This window comes from Natrinema altunense (assembly GCF_000731985.1).
Taxonomy (GTDB): domain Archaea; phylum Halobacteriota; class Halobacteria; order Halobacteriales; family Natrialbaceae; genus Natrinema; species Natrinema altunense.
Genome location: NZ_JNCS01000005.1, coordinates 155155 through 177777, shown reverse-complemented (window position 1 = coordinate 177777; position 22623 = coordinate 155155). Strand labels below are relative to the sequence as shown.

At 66.4% G+C, this 22623-nt stretch carries 25 protein-coding genes; 10 read left to right on the top strand and 15 right to left on the bottom strand.

Going from position 1 to position 22623, the window contains the following annotated elements:
• The coding region (locus ALTAJ2_RS11830; RefSeq protein WP_050031470.1) for an RsmB/NOP family class I SAM-dependent RNA methyltransferase at positions 1 to 786 on the top strand (786 nt) is incomplete at its 5' end.
• Positions 786 to 1301 (top strand): DUF7122 family protein, encoded by a 516-nt coding sequence (locus ALTAJ2_RS11825; protein WP_007109641.1) that lies wholly within the window; start codon positions 786 to 788, stop codon positions 1299 to 1301. The genes ALTAJ2_RS11830 and ALTAJ2_RS11825, both read left to right, overlap by 1 nt.
• A gap of 84 nt (positions 1302 to 1385) precedes the next feature.
• On the opposite strand, the gene ALTAJ2_RS11820 is transcribed toward ALTAJ2_RS11825, so the two are convergent.
• The 3 genes from ALTAJ2_RS11820 to ALTAJ2_RS11810 form a co-directional block, all read right to left on the bottom strand.
• Positions 1386 to 1769: a hypothetical protein gene (locus ALTAJ2_RS11820; RefSeq protein ID WP_007109640.1), complete on the bottom strand. Its 384-nt coding sequence runs from the start codon at positions 1767 to 1769 to the stop codon at positions 1386 to 1388.
• A 148-nt stretch (positions 1770 to 1917) separates the two neighbouring features.
• The gene (locus ALTAJ2_RS11815; RefSeq protein WP_007109639.1) at positions 1918 to 4125 is read right to left on the bottom strand and encodes an OB-fold nucleic acid binding domain-containing protein; all 2208 of its coding nucleotides are present in this window, start codon (positions 4123 to 4125) and stop codon (positions 1918 to 1920) included.
• 90 nt (positions 4126 to 4215) lie between these two features.
• The gene (locus ALTAJ2_RS11810) at positions 4216 to 4479 is read right to left on the bottom strand and encodes a hypothetical protein (RefSeq protein ID WP_007109638.1); all 264 of its coding nucleotides are present in this window, start codon (positions 4477 to 4479) and stop codon (positions 4216 to 4218) included.
• Positions 4480 to 4876: 397 nt separating this feature from the next.
• Here ALTAJ2_RS11810 and ALTAJ2_RS11805 point away from each other — a divergent pair, with 397 nt between their 5' ends.
• Positions 4877 to 5602 (top strand): metal-dependent hydrolase, encoded by a 726-nt coding sequence (locus tag ALTAJ2_RS11805; protein WP_007109637.1) that lies wholly within the window; start codon positions 4877 to 4879, stop codon positions 5600 to 5602.
• Positions 5603 to 5671: 69 nt separating this feature from the next.
• Here ALTAJ2_RS11805 and ALTAJ2_RS20105 read toward each other — a convergent pair whose 3' ends face one another.
• Both ALTAJ2_RS20105 and ALTAJ2_RS11795 read right to left on the bottom strand, forming a co-directional pair.
• On the bottom strand, positions 5672 to 5866 hold the full coding sequence (locus ALTAJ2_RS20105) for a hypothetical protein (RefSeq protein WP_049900537.1): 195 nt from the start codon (positions 5864 to 5866) through the stop codon (positions 5672 to 5674).
• 172 nt (positions 5867 to 6038) lie between these two features.
• Positions 6039 to 6545, bottom strand: coding sequence for a GNAT family N-acetyltransferase (locus tag ALTAJ2_RS11795; RefSeq protein WP_007109635.1), 507 nt, complete (start codon positions 6543 to 6545; stop codon positions 6039 to 6041).
• Between the two features lie 182 nt (positions 6546 to 6727).
• Between ALTAJ2_RS11795 and ALTAJ2_RS11790 the strand changes: the two genes are divergently transcribed.
• The 4 genes from ALTAJ2_RS11790 (at position 6728) to ALTAJ2_RS11775 (ending at position 10491) form a co-directional block, all read left to right on the top strand.
• Complete coding sequence (locus ALTAJ2_RS11790; RefSeq protein ID WP_007109634.1) at positions 6728 to 7123, top strand: OsmC family protein; 396 nt, start codon at positions 6728 to 6730, stop codon at positions 7121 to 7123.
• Positions 7124 to 7280: 157 nt separating this feature from the next.
• Positions 7281 to 8261 (top strand): ComEC/Rec2 family competence protein, encoded by a 981-nt coding sequence (locus ALTAJ2_RS11785; RefSeq protein ID WP_007109633.1) that lies wholly within the window; start codon positions 7281 to 7283, stop codon positions 8259 to 8261.
• 90 nt (positions 8262 to 8351) lie between these two features.
• Positions 8352 to 9929 (top strand): DUF790 family protein, encoded by a 1578-nt coding sequence (locus ALTAJ2_RS11780; RefSeq protein ID WP_007109632.1) that lies wholly within the window; start codon positions 8352 to 8354, stop codon positions 9927 to 9929.
• Between the two features lie 109 nt (positions 9930 to 10038).
• Positions 10039 to 10491 carry a response regulator gene (locus tag ALTAJ2_RS11775; protein WP_007109631.1) on the top strand — a complete coding sequence of 151 codons (453 nt, stop codon included), beginning with the start codon at positions 10039 to 10041 and terminating at the stop codon, positions 10489 to 10491.
• Between the two features lie 330 nt (positions 10492 to 10821).
• Here the strand turns inward: ALTAJ2_RS11775 and ALTAJ2_RS19450 are convergent, their stop codons facing one another.
• Positions 10822 to 10962, bottom strand: a complete 141-nt coding sequence (locus ALTAJ2_RS19450; protein WP_160163692.1) for a hypothetical protein — start codon at positions 10960 to 10962, stop codon at positions 10822 to 10824.
• A 39-nt stretch (positions 10963 to 11001) separates the two neighbouring features.
• On the opposite strand from ALTAJ2_RS19450, the gene ALTAJ2_RS11770 reads away from it, so the two are divergent.
• Complete coding sequence (locus tag ALTAJ2_RS11770) at positions 11002 to 12345, top strand: RNA-guided endonuclease InsQ/TnpB family protein (RefSeq protein WP_007109630.1); 1344 nt, start codon at positions 11002 to 11004, stop codon at positions 12343 to 12345.
• A gap of 54 nt (positions 12346 to 12399) precedes the next feature.
• The gene (locus ALTAJ2_RS11765) at positions 12400 to 12852 is read left to right on the top strand and encodes an SHOCT domain-containing protein (protein WP_007109629.1); all 453 of its coding nucleotides are present in this window, start codon (positions 12400 to 12402) and stop codon (positions 12850 to 12852) included.
• 4 nt (positions 12853 to 12856) lie between these two features.
• On the opposite strand, the gene mnhG is transcribed toward ALTAJ2_RS11765, so the two are convergent.
• From mnhG to mbhE, 7 genes are all read right to left on the bottom strand, one after another.
• Positions 12857 to 13222, bottom strand: coding sequence for a monovalent cation/H(+) antiporter subunit G (gene mnhG, locus ALTAJ2_RS11760; RefSeq protein ID WP_007109628.1), 366 nt, complete (start codon positions 13220 to 13222; stop codon positions 12857 to 12859).
• Positions 13219 to 13509 (bottom strand): monovalent cation/H+ antiporter complex subunit F, encoded by a 291-nt coding sequence (locus ALTAJ2_RS11755; RefSeq protein ID WP_007109627.1) that lies wholly within the window; start codon positions 13507 to 13509, stop codon positions 13219 to 13221. Before ALTAJ2_RS11755 ends, mnhG begins: the two co-directional genes overlap by 4 nt.
• A complete protein-coding gene (locus ALTAJ2_RS11750; protein ID WP_007109626.1) occupies positions 13502 to 14107 on the bottom strand; it encodes a Na+/H+ antiporter subunit E in 606 nt (201 codons plus the stop codon). Before ALTAJ2_RS11750 ends, ALTAJ2_RS11755 begins: the two co-directional genes overlap by 8 nt.
• Positions 14107 to 15756: a Na+/H+ antiporter subunit D gene (locus tag ALTAJ2_RS11745; protein WP_007109625.1), complete on the bottom strand. Its 1650-nt coding sequence runs from the start codon at positions 15754 to 15756 to the stop codon at positions 14107 to 14109. Before ALTAJ2_RS11745 ends, ALTAJ2_RS11750 begins: the two co-directional genes overlap by 1 nt.
• A gap of 76 nt (positions 15757 to 15832) precedes the next feature.
• Positions 15833 to 16186 carry a sodium:proton antiporter gene (locus ALTAJ2_RS11740; protein WP_007109624.1) on the bottom strand — a complete coding sequence of 118 codons (354 nt, stop codon included), beginning with the start codon at positions 16184 to 16186 and terminating at the stop codon, positions 15833 to 15835.
• Positions 16183 to 16647, bottom strand: coding sequence for an MnhB domain-containing protein (locus ALTAJ2_RS11735; RefSeq protein WP_007109623.1), 465 nt, complete (start codon positions 16645 to 16647; stop codon positions 16183 to 16185). The genes ALTAJ2_RS11740 and ALTAJ2_RS11735 overlap by 4 nt, the downstream gene beginning before the upstream one ends.
• Complete coding sequence (mbhE, locus tag ALTAJ2_RS11730; protein WP_049900452.1) at positions 16644 to 19076, bottom strand: hydrogen gas-evolving membrane-bound hydrogenase subunit E; 2433 nt, start codon at positions 19074 to 19076, stop codon at positions 16644 to 16646. Before mbhE ends, ALTAJ2_RS11735 begins: the two co-directional genes overlap by 4 nt.
• Before the next feature lie 153 nt (positions 19077 to 19229).
• Here mbhE and ALTAJ2_RS11725 point away from each other — a divergent pair, with 153 nt between their 5' ends.
• Positions 19230 to 20930, top strand: a complete 1701-nt coding sequence (locus ALTAJ2_RS11725; protein ID WP_007109621.1) for a tRNA uridine(34) 5-carboxymethylaminomethyl modification radical SAM/GNAT enzyme Elp3 — start codon at positions 19230 to 19232, stop codon at positions 20928 to 20930.
• A gap of 442 nt (positions 20931 to 21372) precedes the next feature.
• Here ALTAJ2_RS11725 and ALTAJ2_RS11720 read toward each other — a convergent pair whose 3' ends face one another.
• Both ALTAJ2_RS11720 and ALTAJ2_RS11715 read right to left on the bottom strand, forming a co-directional pair.
• Positions 21373 to 22203 (bottom strand): ZIP family metal transporter, encoded by an 831-nt coding sequence (locus ALTAJ2_RS11720; RefSeq protein WP_007109620.1) that lies wholly within the window; start codon positions 22201 to 22203, stop codon positions 21373 to 21375.
• A 134-nt stretch (positions 22204 to 22337) separates the two neighbouring features.
• The gene (locus ALTAJ2_RS11715) at positions 22338 to 22577 is read right to left on the bottom strand and encodes a hypothetical protein (protein ID WP_007109619.1); all 240 of its coding nucleotides are present in this window, start codon (positions 22575 to 22577) and stop codon (positions 22338 to 22340) included.
• Positions 22578 to 22623: the final 46 nt, after the last annotated feature.

Below are 22623 nucleotides of genomic sequence, written 5' to 3'. Positions count from 1 at the left end.
CTCGCGGCCCTCGATGAGGCGGGCGTCGACTACGACCAAGCCGACTGGAACCCGCGCGTCCTGACCCTCGAGACCGACTCGCCGGGATCGACGTGGACCTCGTTCCACGGCTTTACCCACGGCCAGGAGGAGGTCTCGGCGGTGCCGCCGGTCGTTCTCGATCCCCAGCCCGGCGACCGGGTCTGGGACTGCTGTGCCGCGCCCGGCGGCAAGGCGACCCAGATCGCGGCGCTGATGGACGATCGCGGGACCGTCGTCGCGAACGACAACAATCTCGGCCGCATCTCGGCGCTGCGGTTCAACGCCGAGCGACTCGGCGCGACCAGCCTCGCCGTGACCAACGCCGACGCGCGCAACTACTCGCTCGAGCGGTTCGACTTCGACGCGTTCGACCGGACCCTCGTCGACGCGCCCTGTTCCTGCGAGGGGACGATCCGGAAGAACCCCGACGCGCTCGACAACTGGTCGGAGGGCCACATCTCCTCCGTTGCGGGCATCCAGAAGGGGATCATCCGGCGAGCGATCCAGGCCACCCGCGAGGGCGGGACGGTCGTCTACTCGACGTGTACCTTCGCCCCCGAGGAGAACGAGGCCATCGTCCAGCACGCCCTCGACAACGAGTCCTGTCGCGTCGTCGACTTCGACCTCGAACTGGAGCACGCGCCGGGACTGACGGCGTGGGACGGCGAGACGTTCGACGAGCGCCTCGAGCGGGCAGCCCGGATCTATCCCCACCAGAACGACACCGGCGGGTTCTTCGTCGCGAAATTGGAGGTGACCGCCTGATGGCCGACGGCAACGACGGCCAGCGGTTCGACCGACTCCCCGCGACCGACGCCGAACGCACCGTCGACGGGCGAGCCACGCGCGAGGCGGTGGTCGACTACTTCGCGGATCGGTTCGGCATCCCACCGGAGACGTTCGACGACTACACCTTCTGGGAGAAGGGTGCAGGGAAGATCTGGATTTACCGCGGCGAGGCCCCAACGGCGCTGGAGATCGAGGCGATCGGGATGACCTGTCTCCGTACGCGACAGGAACACTGGAAACCCACGACCGACGTCGTCCAACGCTTTGGCGACCACGCCACCGAGTGCGTGATCGACCTCGACCGCGAGCAGGCGCGTCGCTTCGCCGCCGGCGAGGACCAGACGCTCGAGTGGTGGGACGGCGACTGGGGGTATCTGATCGCCGCCCACGAGATCGCGGGCGAGTCCGAAGCGCTCGGCGTCGGCCTCTACGTTCACGGCGAACTCCGCTCGATGGTCCCGAAGGGACGACAACGGGACCTCGAGCCGTAGCGATACTGTCCGGGTCCACGCGGGGACTGCGGCCGAATACGCAAGAGGTGACCCGGTGAGACACGCCCCCCGACGTGTGTTCTCTCAGGGGCGTCCGAGGCGGACGTGGCGACGGTACAGATAGGCGGAGAGCGCCGGCACCGAGAGGAGCAAGAGTTCCGGGAAGACTGCCCCGCCGAGATGGACGACGCCGGCGATTCCCCACCAACCGCTCGGCGACCACGCCTCGTTCCCGCTGAGTGCCCGGCAGTCCGCGAGCAAACACCCGAGGACGAGCACGGCCACGAGGACCCCTGTCCAGAACGAGAGCGTCTGCAGTGCGAACCACGCGACGGCCGCACCCAGCGGCTCGTCGGTCGACGGGCGAGTCGCAACAGTGAACGCGCGGAAGGCAACGTGAGTTATCACCGCCGTCAGTATCACGACGGGAAACGGAACGATGCCGTACCACCATCTCGAGTTCGCCATGTGACACCGTTCCGTGAGGGTTGGATTAAACCTGCTGAAGTAAATTCGCACTCGCAGACGGTCGTATGTATCTCCCTCGGCCGAACGAAACGAACTGATAGCCGGAGCCGTCGCTGTTCGATCGGTAGACGACGGCAGAAGACGGGTCTTACGCGAGCGTCTCGCCGAGCGCCTCGAGCGCCGCCTCGCGGACCGCGTCGCGTTCGCCGGGCAGGAACTCGACGTGGCCGTCCTGGCCGCCGACGACGCTGACGCCGCCGTTGGGCACCGCCTCGGCGATCGAATCGCCGAGATCACGGACGTTGACCGGAGCCGTCGCGCGGACGTGGAGTTCGTCGTCGCCGACGCCGAGCGTGACGTACGGCGAATCCGCTCGGTCCCGCTCGCTGCGGTGGAGCGCGTCCAGCAGCAGGATCGTCGTCGGGAAGTTGTAGCGGTGGGTGAAAGCGTCCGTGTCGAGCACGGAGACGGTGACGCCGTTGACGCCTTCGACCGTGAGGTTCTCGCGGGCCGTCTCGAGTTCGGTCTCGAGTTTGTCGCGGAACTGCTCGGAGACGTGGGCCGCGAGATCGCCGTCCCGGGGCCGTCCGGATTCGTCGCCGTCGCCGAACAGCAGGTCGATTACGAGTTCCCGCTTGTCCTTGTAGGACTGATAGTAGGCCTCGAGCGCGACGGCTTCGCGGCGCTCGGAGACGCCGGTCTCGTCGTAGCCGGCCTCGGTCGCGAGGTCGAGGTACGCCTCGGGCGTGTTCTCCCAGTAGCTGACCGCGGGGAGGTGCTCGAGGTCGTCGCGTACGTCGTCGTTGACGTGGGCGGCGACGTTCGTTGCCAGCGCGGTCGAGGTGACATCACTGACGTCGGCGCCGGCCAGCGACGGTGCGACGTCGACGCCGACGGCGTCGGTAACCTCGTCGTCGGCTCGGCTGTCGTCGATGACGAGCGCCTCGGCGTCGTACAGCGAGAGCAGTTCGTAGCCGTCGGTGGACTCGACGGTCGACCCGGCGTCGACGAGGACGACGAGCGGGAGTTGCTCGCCGTGGCGCTCGCGTGCCTCGAGCATCGAGGTGACGTCGTTGGTGGCGGCGTCCATGTCGTAGACGCGGCCGTCGAGCGGGCGTCGCTCGAAGTAGTGATACTCCGCGTCCTCGCGGGTGTGTTTCTCGCGAATCAACGGGAGCACGGCGCGCTCGATGGCGGCACCGGCGACGTAGCCGTCGGCGGTCGCGCCGTGGCGAACGACGATCGGCCGCGCTTCCATGACGGCCCGTCGGATCGCGGTCGCCGCGTCGGCGATGTTCGATTCGACGGCCGCGACCGCGTCGTGATCGGCCAGCAACTCGACGTCGGCCGGGCGGGCCTCGCGTTCGAGCGCGTTCTCGAGGCGGTCGACGACGGTGTCCCGCTCGTCGCCCTCGAGAATGTCGAGGGACTCGGTCTCGACCTGCAGGTCGCCGTGGTGGTGTTCGACCTCGCCCTCCAGGGCGACGACGTCGTCGAGTTCGACGTCGGGGTAGGCGCGAACGCCGGCTTCCTCGAAGGCCGCACACTCGACGGTGGCGGTCTCGTCGCGCAGTTCGAAGACGGTCGGACCGCTGGTCTGGCGAACGCCGGTGATCTCGCCCTCGAGATGGACGACGTTACCGACCTGGTTCTCGATGGATTCGATGGTCGTTCGCTTGAGTGCAGGTTCGGACTCGTCGTCCGGCTCGGCGTCGGTGGCCGGCGTCGAGGCGGCGGCGGACTCGGTCGCGACCGAGCCGCTGCTCGCGACGGAGCCGGCGGTGTCCGCGGCCGGGGATTGCTCGTCGACGGCGTCCGTCTCCGATTCGGGTTCGGTTTCGTCGGCGGCGGCCTGCAGTTCGCCGGCCGTCGCCGCTCGGTCGTCGGTGAGTTCGTCGCTTTCGGCGGCCGACCCCTCGGACGTGGTGGTTTCGGTCGTCGTCTCGGTGTCCGACTCGTCGGCGTCGTCCTCGAACTCCTCGGGCCGGTACTCGTCGTCGCCCGTCTCGATCAGTTTGCCGCGGAACTCGCGTTCGCGCTGGCGGATCGACCAGCCGAGGTCGACGTTCCCGTTGTCTCGAACGTCGAGTACCTGGACGAAGACGTCGTCCCCCGGTTCCCAGTCGAGACTTTCGAGTCGTTGGTCGAGTTCGCTTCGATGCAACAGGCCGGTGACGTGGTCTCCGATGTCGACGAAGACACCGAAGTCGGCGTAGCCGTCGACGGTTCCCCGGTAGTAGCGACCGGGTGTGAGCTGCGAGGCAGACGTGCCGCGAAATTCGAAAACGGCATCCTCCTCGTGACTCTCACAGATCTCGCCGTCAACGGGTGTGCCGCAGATGATACAGTTACCCATCTACTCGAACCAAGCGGTTTCGCCCTAAAACGGTTGTCGAAATGCGTTCGCAACGCGGGTCGCCGTCACAACTGCGGTATAGCCCCGCGGTCAGTCGAAAACCGGCGAATCCTCCTCGAGCGCCTCGATATCCTCGGCGATCCGCCGAACGTCCTCCGGGAACAGCGAGACCTGTACTTCGTTGTCGTCCTCGTCCTCGAAGACGAGTTTGATGCGCTTGTCGCCGAACTCCCTCGCCTCGGCGGTATCGACGTCGAACAGTTTGACCGTCGCTTCCTTGTTGTTCGGGCCGACGTTCTTGATCGCGCCGTCGTTGAGCTCAAGCATGAACTCCTCGAGCGTGAGTGCGAGCATAGTCGCCGTACGGCCCCCGGGTAAAAAACGCCACGGCATCGCCGCCCAGTGCGCTGACGCCCCGTGAACGCCACGGGGGTTCGCAGTGGTTGGGTGCCGAATGGTGAGAGTGAATCCGCCTGGCGATCGCAACGGAACGGGCGGTCGCGGCATACCGGCGCCGACCGGAGTGCGATCCCAGACCGCACGCGTGGTGTGTCAGTTCGCTTGCGGCGTCCCCTCCTTCCGAGACCGAACGTATAAGAGTTGGTGATAGTACATGTCCGAAGTCGGTCGGAAACCAGTCGTTGCGGACCGTGCGGGGCCACACGCGGTCCGCCGGTCGACGCGAGACGCGGCGGTACCGGTCGAACCTCGCCCACTTTTATTGTGTTCTCGGACGAATCCATCGGTCGCTATGGAACTCACTTGGCACGGCCACTCGACGTGGCACGTCACCGTTGGGGAGACCGATCTGCTGATCGACCCGTTCTTCGACAATCCGAAGACCGACCTCGAGCCGTCCGACATCGACACGCCGGACTACGTCCTGTTGACACACGGTCACGCCGATCACATCGCCCACGCGGGCGAGTTTTCGGACGCGACGCTGGTCGCGACACCGGAACTCGTCTCCTACTGCGAGGCGGAGTTCGGCTTCGAGGATGCCGTCGGCGGCATGGGGATGAATCTCGGCGGAACCGTCGAGTGTGGCGACGCGTACGTCACGATGACCCGTGCCGACCACACGAACGGGATCATGACCGAAAACGAGACGAGCGGCGGGATGCCGGCCGGGTTCGTCGTTTCGGATACGAAACCGACGCAGGTCAGCGACGACGAGTCGACGACGTTCTACAACGCGGGCGACACGTCGCTCATGACCGAGATGCGCGAGGTCATCGGCCCGTATCTCGAGCCCGACGCCGCCACGGTTCCGATCGGCGACCACTTCACCATGGGCCCGATGCAGGCGGCGATCGCCGTCGACTGGCTCGACGTCGATCACGCGTTCCCGCAACACTACGACACCTTCCCGCCGATCGAGCAGGACCCCGAGGAGTTCGCCAGTGAGGTCCGCGGAACCGGCAGCGACACCGAAGTCCACGCGCTCGAGGCCGACGAACCGTTCACACTCGAGTAGACGGGAGATCGAACGTCGGCGCTCTTTTTTGCCGTCGCGGTCGCCTCGGCACAGTCATCCTCGTCCGAGCTATCGGAGTCGGCGACCGAGCCGGAGGAACAACGACACGGCCGTCCCCAGGCCGGGGACTCGAGACGAAAGCGCGGCCGCGGCGAGGAGCAGAAGGCCGCTCTTTCGACGGCCGCGCCGGAACGCCAGCGCGCTGTCTAGCAGGGTCGAGACGATGCTGAGTGTGTTCGCTGACCGCCTGTCGAGAGTCGCCATCGTCCACGACGGTTCCATCGGGACCGACAAGTCGGATCACGCTGCAGGCGCAGGGTGTTCGCGTCGTGGTTGGAGTCGCGTCGCAACGATCTTCGGTCGCCACTGAACGGTACCGCACACCTGAGCGCATGCTGGCTGTGGGATCGGTGTGACAACCGTTTCGGGCGGTGTTCTAGCGGAGCCGTTTGCCGTACTCGTACTCCCGGTAGGAGCCTCCATCGAGCGCGGTTTCGGCTTCCCCGAGGCGTTCGAACCCGTGCGATTCGTAGAACGCCACACCCACCTCGTTGTCCGCGAGAACGAACAGGCGAAGTCGGTCGCCACCCTCATTTATAACGGCCGTCGTCACCGTCTCGAGGAGTCGACTGCCGATTCCGCGATTCCAGTGGTCGGGACACACGTAGATGCGGACGAGTTCGAACGACCCGTCGTCCCGTTCGGGGAATTGCCTGGCGTTTGCGAACCCGACGAGGTCGTCGCCGAGATCGGCAACGAAGAACAGCGTCTCGTCGATAGCAGCGTGGAGGCCGTCGATTTCGTACCACTCGTCGACGACGGTGTCGACGGTGTCCTCGCCGAGGATGCCGTCGTATGCCGCATGCCACCCATCACGGGCGACCGTTCGAATCCGTTCCGCATCGCCTCGTTCCGCGTCGCGAATCAACGGGTCTTCCGCCATCCCACCCCTCTTGTTACCCTTTCAACAAATATCCTGGCCTCCCGATCGCCGCTGAGAGCGACGCGACAGGACGGGGTGGCGTCGGGGCGCACCGCTCGAGACCGTGTTTCGTGCCGATCAGCGTCTCGAACCGTCGCCGTCACCAAACGTTTACAGTATCGCCCGTTGACGACTCGACTGCTATGGCGAAGCAGGTCACCACCGTTTCCGACGAGGGGTACAGCGCGACGAACGAAATTCGTGACTTCGAGACGACGGTCGACGCCAACGGCGAGGCGGCCCCCGATACGCTCGAGACGCTGCTCGCCGCCTACGGTTCCTGTTACGTGCCGGCGCTGCGCGTCGGCGGCCAGCAACGCGGGGCCGACGACCTCGGACGGATCGAGATCGACATCGACGGCGATCTCAACGACGACGACAAACTCGAGTCGGTCCGGTTCGACGTTCGCGTCGAGGCCGACGTGGACGACGACACCGGCGACGAGATCATCGACCGTGCCTTCGAACTCTGCAAAGTCCACGACGCGCTGAAAGACGGCCTGCACGCGGACACGACCTTCGAAAGCGACGCGTTCTGAGGCTGGCGGGCGGCATGCGGGCGGTCTAGGTGCTTGCAACACGAATCCGACCACGACGCGGCGTCGATTCGATCGGAACATATTAGAAAAATATACTTTCAGGTCCGCATGCGGGCCACAACCGACATAGCCACGGAGCGCGTCGGACCGGACTACGATGCGACGAGCCGCGCTGATCGTGGCAGTCGCCGGACTCCTCGTCTTCGCGGGCTGTAGCGGGTTCGACGGTCTCGACGGCACCGACGGACGGGCTCCGAACGACGTCAGCGGCGACCTCGAGATCCACCACATCGACGTCGGTCAGGCCGATTCGACGCTCCTCGTCACGCCGTCGAACGAGACGATCCTGATCGATACGGGCGACTACCGCGACGACGGCGCGGCCGTCATCGACTATCTGCGGGCCCACGATATCGACCGGATCGATCATCTCGTGGCGACCCACGGCCATGCCGACCACATCGGCGGTCACCCCGAGGTGATCGACTATCTCGAGACGGACGGCGACGGGGTCGGCGCGGCCTACGATTCCGGCGTCCCCCACACCACCGCGACCTACGACGCCTATCTCGACGCGATCGAGGAGCACGACGTGCCACTCTTCGAGGTCGCAGCGGGTGACACGCTGCCGCTCGCGGACGGCGACCTCGAGGCCACCGTTCTGAACCCGCCCGAGGACGGGACGGGCGACGACGTCGACGCGAACGGCGTCGTGCTCGCGATCACGTTCGGCGGCGTCTCGTATCTGACGACCGGCGACATCGAGGCCGGCACCGAACGCCGGCTGGTCGAGGAACACGGCGACGACCTCGCGGCCGACGCCTACCAGGCGGGCCACCACGGCTCGTCGACCTCCTCGAGCGAGCCGTTCCTCGAGCGGGTCGATCCGGACGTGGCGATCGTCTCGAGCGCTCGCGACTCCCGGTACGGCCACCCGCACGACGAAGTCCTGCAGGCTTTCGCCGACCGCGGGATCGAGACCTACTGGACCGGCGTCCACGGCGATATCGTGGTGACGACCGACGGAACCGATACCGTAATCGAGACGGAGCGCAGCGGACCGACCGACCCGGACGCGCTGCTCGAGCGGGACGGAGACGGGCAGTCGGCCCGCGAGCGACCGCCGACCGTCGGGTGAGCGCGGACGCCGGCGTCCGCGCGACGGGTGGCGTTCGTCGCCACGGATCGTCCGGGTGACTTTTGCCGACGCCGCGCCGACACGAACCCGATGCTGACGAAGGACCTGCTCCGCGTCTCGCGGGCCGGCGGCGGCTACCATCCGCAGTTCGTGGATCGGAGCCACCGTCCGCTCGCCGCCCGCGTCATCGGCACGTATCAGGGTCACGTCGGCGAACCACGCGCCGCCCTCGAGTCCGCGCTGACCGATCTCGAGCGCGGGACGCCGGGCGGCCCGGGCGACGCGAGCGGGACGCCGCGAGCGGGCGACGCCGCCGACTTCAAACTCGTGCGCGGGTTCTCGGCGCTGCTCGAGCGCGAGGCGACGTTCGAGACCGACGCGGCGATCGAGCCCGACCGCGCCCGCCGGGCCGCGTTCGAGGCCGCCGAGGCGGTCGGCGTCGTCACCGAGGACGAGCGCGCGGCGGCACTGAGCCGCGCGAGCGAGTCGCTCGATATTTCGGCGGCCGATCTCGAAACGGCTCTCTACGCCGATCTCGAGGACCGCCAGGTCCTGACTGCGGTCGACCCGCGTTGGGATCCCGACGGACTGGTCGCCCAGTACAACCTCTCGCTGGCGCAGACGGCCCTGTTCGACGCCACCGAGCTTCGCGTCCGCTCGAGCGACCCGAAAGCGCTGATCTCGGCGATCAAGCGCCTGCGATTGATGTACGAGATCCGGCGGACCGACCGCGAGGACGGGGCGGCCGGGATTTCGGACCGCGAGGTCGTCGTCACCGGTCCGACTCATCTCTTTCGAGCGACGCGGCGGTACGGGACCCGATTCGCCCGGCTCCTCCGGACGGTCGCTACAAGCGAGCGGTGGTCGATCGCGGCAACGATCGACGACCGCGGGACCGAACGGACCCTCTCGCTTTCCCACGAGGACCCGATCCGCGTTCCCGACGCCGACCCGGTGACCGATGTCTCGTTCGACAGCGGCGTCGAAGCCGACTTTGCAGCTCGGTTCTCGAATCTCGACCTCGAGTGGGAGCTCGTCCGCGAGCCGGAGCCGCTCGCGACGGGGACGCGAGTGATGATTCCGGACTTCGCCTTCGAGTACGCCCACAGCGATTTCCGCCTCTTTTTCGAGATCATGGGGTTTTGGACGCCCGAGTACGTCGCGAAGAAACTCTCACAGCTGTCGGGGCTCGAGGACGTTGACATGCTGGTTGCCGTCGACGAGTCCCTCGGCGTGGGCGAGGACATCGCCGCCCGCGATCACCGTGCGATTCCCTACGCCGGGACGGTCCGGGTCAAAGACGTCGTCGACGTCCTCCGGGAGTACGAGCGGCAGTTCGTCGCCGAGAGCGCGGCCGCGTTGCCCGACGAACTGCGGCCGGACGACGCCGTGATTACGCTGGAGACGCTGGCCGCTCGCCACGGCGTGAGTGCGGACGCGCTCGCGGATACGTCCGTCCCCGAACACGACCGCGTCGGGCGGACGCTGATTCGGCCCGCCGTACTCGACGCGCTCGCCGAGGAGATCGAACCCGGCATGGCGCTCGCCGACGCCGAAACGGTCCTGGCGGAGGCCGGTATCGACGACTCGAGCGCGGTGCTCTCGCGGCTGGGGTATCGCGTCGAGTGGGAGGGGTTGGCCGGCGGCACGCTCGTCGAACGGGAGTGATCGGTCCGGCGGTGGCAGCGCCGGACGGGCGTCGACTCGACCGCGGCTGGTCCGTAGCCAACGTGCTTTGTACGTAGGCTTATTCCCCTGAGAGGAGAACTGCTGGACAGTGCCACCGTCCCACTCCACCGGTCCCGGCTCTCTCCTGCTCGTCGAGGACAATCCCGGCGACGTTCGACTCGTCGAGGAGGCCTTCAAATCGGTGGGGTTCGACACGACGTTCCACGCGGTCTCCGACGGCGACGCCGCCCTCGAGTTCCTGCGAGAGCGGGCGGCGACCGCGGCCGGTCCGGATATCGATCTCGTCTTGCTCGATCTGAACCTGCCCGGCACGGACGGGTTCGAAGTCCTCGAGACGATCAGGGACGATCCGGACCTGGCCTCGTTGCCGGTGCTCGTCCTCTCCAGTTCGGCGGCGACCGAAGATGTCGTCAGGAGCTACGAACTGGCTGCGAACGCGTACCTCACGAAGCCGACCGCTCCCAGCGAGTTCGCCGACATCGGGCGTGCGGTCGAGGCGTTCTGGTTCGACGAAGCGACGCTGCCGCCGGTCCCGTCGTAGGGGCTCCCGTCGGAACCCGATGGGAGTGAGACGTCGGGTTCCGTTCGTCACTCGTCTCCGCCGAGTTCGGTTCGCCCGCGTTCGGAGGGGCCGTTTTTTCGAGCCGTCTTGCGACCGCGAGGCGACGAGCCAGACCGAGGCGGGCGATATCGGTCGGCGAACCCGGGCCCGATAACGTATTTTCGGTCCCGGCACGAAGGCATCGTATGGATGCGATCGAGGGGACCGGTTCCGATCGCACCGGAGAGCAGCTATCTTTAACAGCGAGTGAATCCCGCCGTTCACGGCGGGCGTGAATCGCGCAAGCTCCGGTGAGAAACCGCTGTGTTACTACTGGTCTTGAGTCTCCAACGTTTCAAGACCTGCTTCTAACACCTCTGCATAGGCTTCCGAGAGGTTCAGGTCGTTTGCTTCTGCGTAGTCTTTGATTCGTCCGTGGATTGCCCAGTCAATGTCGATGTTTGGCCTCATCGGTGGACTTATTAGACATTGGGACTGATTATACTTTGGATGAAGCGCACCAACACGTTCGCCGTGCGACCGCTCACCGACGACGATGAGCAGGTGCTACGGGACCTGTTGGACGCTTCCGCCGCTCTCTGGAACGAGATCAACTACCAGCGCCTCATGCGCTACAACGACGAGGACGGCTTCGAGGGCGAAGACGTGTGGGACGCCGATACTGGCGCTCTCGAAGGTAAGTACAAAGCCGTTCTCGGCGCGTCCACCGCCCAGACTGTCCGGCGAGCAAACACCGAAGCGTGGCGCGGGTTCTTCGAGAACAAGAAGCAGTTTCACGACGAGTCGAACACGTCGGTTACGGAACACCCCGAACCGCCGGGCTTCCGTGGCAACGAAGACGACGGACGTGTTCTGAAAGGCGTCGTCCGAAAGGACGCCTACACCGTCGAATGGGGCGACCGGTCCCGGCTTGAGATGGTCGTCGGAAAAGAACTCCGTGACAGGCACAACAGCCCGAAAAGCCGTCTCCGGCTGGAAATCGTTGGCGACCCAAACTGGCCTGACTACGAAGACCAAGGCAGACTAGAACTGTGGTACGACGAGACTGACAGCACGTTCAGAGCTTCGCAACCCGTGACTGTTTCTGACGATGCACGGGACACTCCACTGGCCGACGAAACGGCTGCTCTGGATATTGGTGCCAACAATCTCGTTGCTTGCACCACCACGACCGGCGAGCAATACCTGTACGAAGGCCGCGAGTTGTTCCAGCGATTCCGTGAGACAACGCGAGAAATCGCCCGGTTGCAGTCGAAACTCGAAGAAGGCAGGTACAGTAGCAAGCGTATCCGACGACTGTACCAGAAACGGACACGCCGCCGCGACCACGCCCAAGAAGCACTGTGTCGTGACCTACTCGAACGACTGTACGCCGAGGGCGTGGACACGGTGTATATCGGTGGGTTGACCGACGTACTCGAAACCCACTGGTCGGTCAGAGTGAACGCCAAGACTCACAACTTCTGGGCGTTCAAGCAATTCACCAATCGACTGGCGTGTACTGCTGAAGAATACGGGATTGCGGTCGAAGTGCGGTCAGAGGCGTGGACCAGCCAAGAGTGCCCGCAGTGCGGTTCGACAGACCGAACGACACGACATCAGGACACACTCACCTGCCCATGTGGGTTCGAGGGACACGCCGACCTTACAGCCTCAGAAGCGTTCCTGAGACGGCACACTGAGAAGGCAGTCAGGCCGATGGCACGGCCCGTGCGGTTCGAGTGGGACGACCACAACTGGTCGGAGTCACCACGCTCTCTCCGTCCCAAAGAACAGCGCACAGACCCGAGTACCGTCAACCGTGACGGGAATGTTGCCTCCGGGGACTCTTAGACAGTCTGAGACTCCCACGTCGGAGAGGAAACCCCGTCGTTCACCACGGGGAGGATGTCATCGACTCGGTTTCGTGAGCATGCGTCCGGCATCGCGTCGCTGCTCGTCACGGCGATCTGGCTCGGTGCGATGGTCACGGGCCAAGACTGGTGGCTCGCGGCGTTGCTCGTCGGTTACATCGCGGTCGTACCGATAATCGGGATGCTGTTCGACGAGAAGCCCGAGAACGATCGGGAACGGAACGCCCCGGAGACGGCCGAGATGGAACGGGACGCCGGGACGCCGCCGACTGACTCCGCAACCGACGCTCGCGACGCACTCGAGACCCTGCGCGAACGCTACGCCGCGGGCGAGTTGACCGACGCACAGTTCGAGCGCAAACTCGAGCGGCTGCTGGATACCGAAACGCCCGAGGACGCCCGGGCGCGGGCTCGCGAACACCGTCGACCGGATCGAACCGTCGATCCGGAACGGGAGCGGAACGAGGAGCGCGAGTTCGAACGCTGACGCCCTAGTCGTCGGTCGACTCGGGCTCGTCGGACTGGTCCGGGCGCTCGACCGCCGACGGGTCGGGCCAGGTGACGCTGCCCAGGAAGGGAATGCCGATCCGCTCGGCGGCGCGGGCGATCATGTGCGAACCGGTGGGGACCGTCAGGAAGAGGAAGGCGATCCCGATGAGCGCGGTCAGCCCCTCGCTGCCGGGGCCGAACTCCGCGACGCCGGCCAGGAAGATCGCGGCGGTGCCGAGCGTCGTCGGCTTGCTCGTGGCGTGCATCCGGTTGTAGACGTTCGGCAACCGTAACAGCCCGATCGTCCCGACGGTCAGGAAGAAGACGCCGACGACGAGCAGCGCGATGACGATAGTCGTGTGAATCATTCGATCACCTCGCCGTCGGTGACGAACTTGGCGACGGCGACGGTCGCGATGAAGCCGATGATCGCGAGCACGAGGCTCACGGTGATGAACAGCCCCCGGCCGGTCAGCAGAGCGAACAGGACCGCGATCGCGACGACGTTCGTCGCGATGGCGTCTAAGGCGACCACGCGGTCAGGGTTCGTCGGTCCGCGGATCACGCGATAGCCACACAGGACACAGAGCCCGCTAACGAGGACCAGTGCGGCCCGGATCGCCGTCTCGAGGACGGCGGGATCGCTCTCAGTCATCGTCGACACCTCCCGGTTGTCGATCCGGTCCCCTGTCTCTTTCCCCGCCGGAGACGACGATGTCCGGCGGCGGGTCCGACGGCGATGCGTCCTCGTCGAACAGCTCGAGGGCGTAGTTCTCCCAGGTGCGGATCGGTTCGGCGATCGCCTCGGGATGACGGCCGTTGACGCCGTGGACGTACAGCGCGTTGGTCTCCTCGTCGTAGTCCAACGTCACGGTGCCGGGCGTGATCGTGATGCTGTTTGCGATGACCGTGATCGCGACGTCTGACTCGACCCGCAGCGGGACCAGAATCACTTCCGGCTCGATCGGCATGCCGGGCGAAAGCACCCGATAGGCGACGTCGAGGTTCGCCCGCAGGAGTTCCCAGGTGAACGCGCCCAGGTAGAGCCCGGCGTAGGGGAGTGCTCGAACCCCGCGCCCGAGATCCACGGACTTGCCGTACAGCCGCCGGAAGACGAACGCCACCGGCAGGCCGACGAGCAGTCCCGAGAGGAAGCCGCGAACGAGCGAGATGGGGGTCAGCGGCTGTCCGACGACGAACACCCACAGAACGGCGAAGACGACGCCGACGACCGGCCAGGTCCGGACCCGCATCAGTGACCACCTCCGTTCGAGCCGGCCAGTTCGCTCGCCGTCTGCGGATCGACGGCGTCGACGTATCCCTCGGTATCGAGCGCGGCCTCGGCGGCCGTCTCCGCGAACTCGTAGACGGGTTCGAAGCCGACGCCGACCGCGATGATCGCGACCGCGAGGCCGACGAGGATCGCGACCTGAACGGGGTCGACGGTCGCCGCCTCGACGGCGTCCGTCCGTGCGCCCCAGAAACTCCGATTCCAGAGGCGGGTCGCGTAGGCGATCGTCAACAGCGACCCGACGAGCAGGAGGACGAGAACGGGTCCGGAGCCCGCTCGAGCGGCGGCGTCGAAGACGAGGAACTTCCCGAAGAAGCCGGACAACGGCGGGATGCCGACGAGTGCGAGCGAGCCGACGAACACGGCGAGTGCCAGCGGCGGCGACCGCTTTGCCAGGCCGCCGAGATCGGCGAAGCGACTCGTTCCCGTCGCGGACCTGACCGTCCCGACCGCGAGGAAGAGCAGCCCCTTCGCCAGGGTGTGGTTGAGCGCGTACACCAGCGCGGCGATGATCGCGAACGTGCGTAGCTCCGGGCCGGCCGCCGTCGTCGCGATCGCGACCGGGATCGCGATGAACCCGACCTGGCCGATGCTCGAGTACGCGAAGACCCCTTCCATGGAGTCGCGGCCGACGGCACCGATACCACCCAGGAGGATGCTGCCGGCCGCCATGACGAACAGCGCCGCGCCGACGAACGGCAACGGTGAGTCGCCGGTGATCGCAACGTCGACGAGCGGAAGCGGGAGGTCGACGGCGACCTCCGCACCCGCAAAGATCGTAAAGGAGAGTCGGATGATGGCGTAGATGCCGACTTTTTTCGTCGCCCCCGCCAGGAGGGCGGTAATCTGGGGCGGCGCGGCCCGGTAGGCGGTCGGAATCCAGAACTGGAACGGGACGAGACCGGCCTTGATCGCGAACACCGACAGGAGCAGTCCGAGGAGGCCGACGACCGGCACGGGCTCGAGGCCGTAGGCCGCCGGCTCCGCGAGCCGTTGTGCGAGATCGGCCATGTTGAGCGTCCCGGTCGTCGCGTAGATGCCGCCGACACCGAGCAGGAAGACGGCGCTGGCAAGCAGGTTGAGCGTGACGTACCAGAACGCGGCGCGGGTGTGTTGGGGGCCGCCGCTGTAGGCGACGAAGACGTAACTGGCCATCAACATCACCTCGAACCAGACGAAGAGGTTGAACAGGTCGCCGGTGAGGAAGGCACCGGTAACGCCCAGCGCGAGGAAGTGAAAGAGCGGGAAGTAGTAACTGCGTCCCTCGCCGCCGGGGAGGTGTCTGGTCGAGAAGACCAGCGACGCGATGCCGAGGATCGCGACCATCGTTAGCATGAACGCCGACAGGCCGTCGGCGACGAGCGTGATCCCGAATGGGGCCGGCAAGTCGCCGACCTGATACGTCGCGATCCCGGGTGCGTCCGGCCCGAGGACGATATACCAGTCGATCGCCGCGACCGCGATCGCGTAGCCCGCCCCGCCGGCGAGGCTGACGGCCGTCCGAGCGCGGGGATGCCGGCCGAGCAGCAGCGTGCCGGCGGCCGCGACGAGGACGACCAGCATCGGTGCGATCACGAGCGTCGATGCCGTGCCGGCGGGCGTCGCCGTCATCGCCGCTCACCCGTCGTCGCCGTCGCCGTCCGGTTTCGGGGACTCATCATCATCGTCGTCGCTGTCGCCATCGTCGTCATTCGCTCTCACCGAGTTCAGTTACGTCGAGCGTGTCGTGTTCCTCGTAGACCCGATACGACAGCACGAGCGCGAACGCGGTCATGCCGAATCCGATGACGATCGCGGTCAACACGAGCGCCTGGACCAGCGGATCGGCTGTCTCCGGAACGTGCTCGCCATGGCCCGCCAGGATCGGCACCGACTCGGCGGTCGCCGGTGCGATCCCGCCCATCGCCAGCAGATAGACGTTCGCGGCCTGGCTGATGATCGCCAGCCCCCAGACGACCCGGATCAGGTCCCGGCGCAAGAGCAGGAACGTCCCGAGGGCGAAGAGCGTCCCGATCGCGGCTGCGAGGACGATTCCGGTCATTCGGCTCCCACCACCGAGAGGATCGTCAACAGTCCACCGACGACCACGCAGTAGACGCCGAAGTCGAACGCGAGCGCGCTCGCGACCTCGAGATGATCGTAGATCGGGACCCCCTCGAGCATCTCGAACGTCTGCGTGAGGAACGGCTTGCCGAACAGCAGCGGCGCGAGACCGCTGAGGACGGCGAGCGCGAAGCCGTAGGCGAAGAGGCGACGATACGCCAGTACGACGCGGTCCCGCGACGGCTCCTTGCCCGGGTCGACATCGCGGCCGAGGATGCCGCGCTCCAAGAAGTCGAGCCCGAAGCCCATGTAGACGATCGCAAAGGCCGTCGTCGTGAGCACGCCGCCGATGAAACCACCGCCGGGGAGGTTGTGGCCGTCGAAGAACAGCGAGATCGCGACGACCAGGATGATCGGGACGATCACTCGAGCGGTCGTGCGCATGATGACCGTCGTCATTCGTCGTCACCCCCGTCACTGGACGTCCCTGCGGAATCGTCGCCGGTCAGTTCGTCGCCGTCGTGAGTCGCGGTTCGGTCGCCGTCGCGGTCGCGCATGACGATCAGCGTCAGGATCGAAATCGCGGCGAGCGCGATCACGGCGAGTTCGCCGAGGGTATCGAAGCCACGGAAGTCGACGAGAGTGACGTTGACGATGTTGGCCCCGCCGCCCCGCGGAATGGCCTGCTCGGCGTAGGCACGAGCGATCTCGCTCGAGCCGTCGGGCCGGGTCCCGGTCGTGACGAGCACGGTGACGAACGCGGTCGCGCCGACGAGGACCGAGAGGACGGCGTCACGGGCGACCGTCCCGATCTCGACCTCGTAGCGCTCGGGAATCTCCTCGATCACGAGCAGGAAAATCACGAGCACCAGCGTCTCGACGACGAGCTGTGTCAAGGCGAGATCGGGCGCGCTCGCGAGGATGTAGAAGATGGCGACCATGAAGCCGAGGATCGACAGGGTGAGCACGCCGGCGATGTGCGACTCGGCCGTCGCGACGGCGACGCCGCCGATCACCGCGACGAGCAAGACGAGCGCGATGGCGAGCGAGACCTCGACGCCCAGTTCGGTCGGCGCGATGGCACCGGCCGCAACGAAGCCGGCGAGCGCGAGCGTACAGGTCGCCGTTAGCGTCCACGTCGCGTACGTTCGGAGGGTGCCGTCGTGGACCGTCTCGGCGAACACCCGCCCCTCGCCGCTGAGGCCGTCGACGGCGGTATCGTACCACCAGTTCGCTTCGATCGGCGGCACTGTCCGCGGGATCGATCGAATCGCGTCGTGGAGCCGGCCGTAGGACGGGTACGCGACGAGTCCGACGCCGATCGTGACGGCGCTCATCCCCAGCGCGGGCGAGTAGGACGTCGGGAGGCCGACGTGCATTTCGTGGGGATCGACCGCCGTCGCCTCGAGCCCGGACTGGACGATGGCGTCGACGGCGAGTTGGGGATCGACGCTGACGACCGCGGCGAGCAGCGCCAGCACGGCCGGTGGGACGAGCAGGGTGACGGGCGGACGGTGGACGTGGCCGAGCGCCTCGGGTCGCTCGCCGAAGAACAGCGAGAGGAATCGCAGCGAGTAGAGGACGGTAAAGATGCTGCCGAAGACGGCGACGGCAGGGTAGAGCCAGCCTAGCAGGCCGATGTCGTGGTGCTGACTCGCCTCGACGGCGGCCTCGAAGAGGAGTTCCTTCGAGTAGAACCCGTTGAACGGCGGAATGCCGGCCATGCTGAGCGCGACGATGACAGTAATTACCGCTGTCACCGGCAGATCGTGGCGGAGCCCGCTGAGTTCGTCGATCTCTCGCGTCCCCGCCTCGTGGGCGATGATGCCGGCGACGAGGAACAGCGCGGCCTTGAACAGCGCGTGATTGAGCAGGTGGAAGACGCCGGTCTCCGCGCCGTAGACCGATGTAAAACCGAAGCCGGCGACCATCAGCCCGAGGTGACTCGCCGTCGAGTAGGCGAGCAGTTCCTTGATGTCCGTCGACGCGACGGCCATGATCGCACAGACCGTCATCGTCGTCAGGCCGAGCGTCGCGAAGAGGAACAGCCACTCGGTGCTCACGAGCATCGGGCGGACTCGGCCGATGAAGTAGACGCCGACCTTGACCATCGTCGCGGAGTGGAGAAACGCCGAGACGGGCGTCGGCGCTGCCATCGCGTTGGGCAGCCAGAAGTGGAGCGGAACCTGTGCCGACTTGGTCCCCGCACCGATCGCGAGCAGTCCGAGCACCGGGAGGAACAACCCACGCTCCCGCAGGGCCGTTTGCATCGTTTCGGGACTCTCGAGCATCGCTGCGAGGTTGAACGCAGCGTCGGGGCCGAGGACATCGCTCGCGACGAGCGAGAGCAAGAGGAGGCCGACGAGCAGGAAGAGGCCGCCGCCGACGGTGATGAGCATGGCCATCCGGGCGGCGTACTGCGAGGAGTCGTCCGCGGTGTAGTAGCCGATGAGAACGAACGACGCGAGGCTGGTGAGTTCCCAGAAGAGGAACATCGCGATCAGGTCGGCGGCGAGCGCGACGCCGACGATCGAGCCCATGAAGGCGAGCAATGCGGCGTAGTACCTGACGAGGCCCGATTCGCCGTGCATGTACGCGGGCGAATAGGCGAAGATGAGCGCGCCGATACCACACGCCAACATCGCGAACAGCAGCGCCCAGCCGTCCACGTAGAACCGGAGCGCGAGGTCGAGCGACGGGACCCACTCGAGTCCGACGGTCCCTGCCGACCCATACTGGGTCGCGAGGAGGCCGAACGAGGTGAGCGCCACGACGGTCCCCACGAATCCGGTTCCCTCTCCGAGGACGCGAAAGACGACCGGCGTGAGCGCTGCGACGACGAACGGTAACGCGACCGCGGCGATGACCATCGCCAGGTCGGGAGACATTCAGTACGCCGAGGGTAGGGGGAGACCACCCTTAAACGATTACCTTTCGGAAGCCGCGACTGTACGGAATCGACGCACGCGCGTCGGCGTGAATCGGCGACTCGGTCCGGGAGTCCGACACGCTTATTCGCGAACGGCGACGAATCACGTGTAGTGAGTACCGAGACGCCAGAACCGACCGAAACCGAAGCGTTCGAGCGGGTCTGTGAGACGCTCGTCGAGCGGATCCTCGCCGGCGAGGTCGAGCGCGACGAGGTCGAGAAAGCCAAACTCGAGGCCTGTTCGGAACACTCGGCACCCAAGGTGCCGAAGAACTCCGAGTTGCTGGACTACGCGCCCGAGGAGCACCGGGAGGACTTGGAGACCGTGCTCCAGCGCAAGCCGGTCCGGACGGCCTCCGGCGTCTCGCCGGTCGCGATCATGACCTCCCCCGAGCGGTGTCCCCACGGCAAGTGTCTCTACTGCCCCGGCGGCCCCGACTCCGAGTTCTCCTCGTCGCAGAGTTACACCGGCGAGGAGCCCGCCGCCGCCCGCGGCGTCCAGAACGAGTACGACCCCTACGGACAGGTGACGCTGCGACTCGAGCAACTGCGCCAGATCGGCCATCCCGTCGACAAGGTCGAACTCATCCTGATGGGCGGGACGATGACCGCCCGCAGCCACGACTATCAGGAGTGGTTCGTCAAGCGAGCCCTCGAGGCGATGAACGACTACGACGTCGACAAGGAGCCCGAGCCGGCCCAGGGGGTTAGCTTCGCCGAAGATCCCGAGGAGTACGAGTGGCAATATCTCGAGGACGTCATCGCCGAAAACGAGACCGCGGACATCCGCAACATCGGGACGACGTTCGAGACGAAGCCCGACTGGTGTGACCCCGAACAGATCGACCGGATGCTCGATCTCGGCGGCACCAAAGTCGAGGTGGGCGTCCAGACGACCTACGAGCGGATCAACCGCGACATGCACCGCGGCCACGGCGCGCAGGCCTCGATCGACGCCAACCAGCGACTACGCGACTCGGCGTTCAAGGTCGGCTTCCACATGATGCCGGGCCAGCCCGGAATGAGCAAGGAGATGTGTCTCGAGGACTTCCGACGCCTCTTCGAGGAGGAGCAGTGGAAGCCCGACTACCTGAAGATCTATCCGACGCTCGTGGTGCGGGGCACTGCGACCTACGACTGGTGGCACAAAGACGAGTACGAGCCGCTGTCCAACGACGAGGCCGCCGACCTGATCGCGGAGATCAAGGACATGATCCCCCGGTACACGCGGCTCCAGCGCGTCCAGCGGGACATCCCGGCGGACTTCATCGATGCCGGTGTCTGGAAGTCGAACCTCCGACAACTCGCGCGCAAGCGCATGGACGAACACGGCTGGGAGTGTGAGTGCATCCGCTGTCGCGAGGCCGGGATGCACGACGAGGAACCCGAAACCGTCGATCTCGACGTGATGCGCTACGAGGCCTGCGGCGGCACCGAGCACTTCATCTCCGTCGAGGACTTCGAGAAGGACCTCCTCGTCGGCTTCTGTCGGCTTCGCTTCCCGAACGACCCCGTTCGACCGGAACTCGAGAACGCGGCGCTCGTCCGCGAACTGCACGTGTACGGGTCGGAGGTCGCGGTGGGGAGCGAGCCCGACGCGGACCCCGTGAGCGGGCAGGGGACGCGAGCGGCCGGGACCGAGCAGCACCAGCATCAGGGGTACGGCCGCCGTCTGATGGCCCGCGCCGAGGAACTCGCCGCCGACGCCGGCTACGACAAGGTCAGCGTGATCTCCGGCATCGGCGCGCGGGAGTACTACCGGAACAAGCTCGGCTATCATCAGGACGGCCCGTACGTCAGCAAGCGACTCTGACGCGAGGGTGTCGATCGTCCCGGCGTCGAGCCCGTACCTCCGACACGGAACTATCGCGGCTGCTCGACGCCGTCCCCTTATTTCAACTGTGATGGATAGCATAAAATTTATCACGGATACGAGTCTACAATTCGATGCCGACGATCGTCGGTACGCTGTCGACTCCCCCCACTTCGACAGCGACACACCGCACTGTCCCGTTCGGGCGCGCCGATTCCGCCATCCGGTTGCTCGATCCCCTGGGGCGACCGTTGGGCGCGCTCGTCACCCGGATCCTTTTCGCCGTTCGATCCCGACGGCCGTCTCGAGTAGCACCGCGGGAGAACGGAGACGAACGTGACGGCGGTGACGCGGGGTTCCTGAGAGCCACGGGGAGAACGTCGGCTTGCTGAGTCGCATCCCGTTCGCGCGATCCGCTATCGGAACAGAGCGTGGGACCGTCTCAGACCGCGAGAACGGTGTCGACGACGAGCATGAGGGCGAATCCGACGACGAACGCCGCCGTCGCGGTGTCGGCGTACCCGTGGCCGTGACTCGAGGGGATGAGTTCCCGGAAGACGACGGCGATCATCGCGCCGGCGGCAAAGCCGGCGGCGAGGGGGAACAGTCCGGAGACGACCGCGACCAGCGAGAAGCCGATAGCGGCGGCGATCGGTTCCGGAACGCCGCCCGAGAGCGTGGTGTAGAACAGCGTTCGGGGAGCGGAGACGCCCGCTCGGACCGCCGGCACGGCCATCGCGAACCCGTCGGGGACGTTCTGGACGGCGATCGCCGTCGCGATGGCGATCCCGAGCGCCGTTTCGCCGCTGGCGAACGCGATACCGACCGCGAGCCCTTCGGGGACGTTGTGGATGGTAACGGTCCCGCCGACCAGCGCGGCCCGTCGCAGGTCGTCGCCGCCGTCGCGGAGCGGTTCGGTAACGGCCCCGTCCTCGGCGGTGGGGAACTCGTCGGCGGGATCGAGTTCCTTCGTCCCTTCGACGCGTTCCCCCCGGAACAGGAGATGGAGGTGGGGGAAGACGGCGTTAACCGCGAGGAGGAAGCCCCCGCCCGCTAGGAGTCCGGCGACGACCTCGAGCGGCGACCCCAACTCGAGGCCGGGAAGGACGAGCGCGAAGACGGCAGCGCCGACCATGATGCCCGCTGCGAGGCCGAGCGAGCCGTCGTAGACGCGGTGGCTGATTCGATCAGTATACAGGAGCGGGAGTGCGCCGACCCCCGTCATACAGCCCGCAATGGTCGCGACGATGACGACGTCCTCGAGCGGCGACATATCGCCCCGGTTCGGCCGGGCGGGCAAAACGCTTCCGTTCGGCGCGGTCGCCGACCGCAGTCTCACACAGGTGTCTGATTAGACCTCACGCGTACTCCGGTAGCCGCCGACACCCTCGTACGCGAGAGAGCCGATCAGCAGTCCGGCGACAAGCAGGCCGACGAGCGTCCGGTCGGTCCCATCGGCGCTCCCATAAACGACAGCAGCAAGAACGGACTGACGCCGACTGCGGTTCGAACGCGAGTTCGCGGCGCGAACTCGTCGTCGCCGTCGGCCGCCGCGAGATACAACTGTGGTCCGCGGATCGGGATCACGACCATCACGAGGACGCCGAAGAGGAGGTGTTCGATCTCGAGGGCGATGCCGACGCCCAATCCGGCGAAAAAGAGGACGACCGCGACGGCGAGAACTCGGTTTTCC

Bases quoted from the DNA above. Each gene is read 5' to 3' on its own strand.
- ALTAJ2_RS11825 (WP_007109641.1), top strand. From the start codon at position 786: ATGGCCGACGGCAACGACGGCCAGCGGTTCGACCGACTCCCCGCGACC.
- ALTAJ2_RS11820 (WP_007109640.1), bottom strand. From the start codon at position 1,769: ATGGCGAACTCGAGATGGTGGTACGGCATCGTTCCGTTTCCCGTCGTG.
- ALTAJ2_RS11815 (WP_007109639.1), bottom strand. From the start codon at position 4,125: ATGGGTAACTGTATCATCTGCGGCACACCCGTTGACGGCGAGATCTGT.
- ALTAJ2_RS11810 (WP_007109638.1), bottom strand. From the start codon at position 4,479: ATGCTCGCACTCACGCTCGAGGAGTTCATGCTTGAGCTCAACGACGGC.
- ALTAJ2_RS11805 (WP_007109637.1), top strand. From the start codon at position 4,877: ATGGAACTCACTTGGCACGGCCACTCGACGTGGCACGTCACCGTTGGG.
- ALTAJ2_RS20105 (WP_049900537.1), bottom strand. From the start codon at position 5,866: ATGGCGACTCTCGACAGGCGGTCAGCGAACACACTCAGCATCGTCTCG.
- ALTAJ2_RS11795 (WP_007109635.1), bottom strand. From the start codon at position 6,545: ATGGCGGAAGACCCGTTGATTCGCGACGCGGAACGAGGCGATGCGGAA.
- ALTAJ2_RS11790 (WP_007109634.1), top strand. From the start codon at position 6,728: ATGGCGAAGCAGGTCACCACCGTTTCCGACGAGGGGTACAGCGCGACG.
- ALTAJ2_RS11785 (WP_007109633.1), top strand. From the start codon at position 7,281: ATGCGACGAGCCGCGCTGATCGTGGCAGTCGCCGGACTCCTCGTCTTC.
- ALTAJ2_RS11780 (WP_007109632.1), top strand. From the start codon at position 8,352: ATGCTGACGAAGGACCTGCTCCGCGTCTCGCGGGCCGGCGGCGGCTAC.
- ALTAJ2_RS19450 (WP_160163692.1), bottom strand. From the start codon at position 10,962: ATGAGGCCAAACATCGACATTGACTGGGCAATCCACGGACGAATCAAA.
- ALTAJ2_RS11770 (WP_007109630.1), top strand. From the start codon at position 11,002: ATGAAGCGCACCAACACGTTCGCCGTGCGACCGCTCACCGACGACGAT.
- ALTAJ2_RS11765 (WP_007109629.1), top strand. From the start codon at position 12,400: ATGTCATCGACTCGGTTTCGTGAGCATGCGTCCGGCATCGCGTCGCTG.
- mnhG (WP_007109628.1), bottom strand. From the start codon at position 13,222: ATGATTCACACGACTATCGTCATCGCGCTGCTCGTCGTCGGCGTCTTC.
- ALTAJ2_RS11755 (WP_007109627.1), bottom strand. From the start codon at position 13,509: ATGACTGAGAGCGATCCCGCCGTCCTCGAGACGGCGATCCGGGCCGCA.
- ALTAJ2_RS11750 (WP_007109626.1), bottom strand. From the start codon at position 14,107: ATGCGGGTCCGGACCTGGCCGGTCGTCGGCGTCGTCTTCGCCGTTCTG.
- ALTAJ2_RS11745 (WP_007109625.1), bottom strand. From the start codon at position 15,756: ATGACGGCGACGCCCGCCGGCACGGCATCGACGCTCGTGATCGCACCG.
- ALTAJ2_RS11740 (WP_007109624.1), bottom strand. From the start codon at position 16,186: ATGACCGGAATCGTCCTCGCAGCCGCGATCGGGACGCTCTTCGCCCTC.
- ALTAJ2_RS11735 (WP_007109623.1), bottom strand. From the start codon at position 16,647: ATGACGACGGTCATCATGCGCACGACCGCTCGAGTGATCGTCCCGATC.
- mbhE (WP_049900452.1), bottom strand. From the start codon at position 19,076: ATGTCTCCCGACCTGGCGATGGTCATCGCCGCGGTCGCGTTACCGTTC.
- ALTAJ2_RS11720 (WP_007109620.1), bottom strand. From the start codon at position 22,203: ATGTCGCCGCTCGAGGACGTCGTCATCGTCGCGACCATTGCGGGCTGT.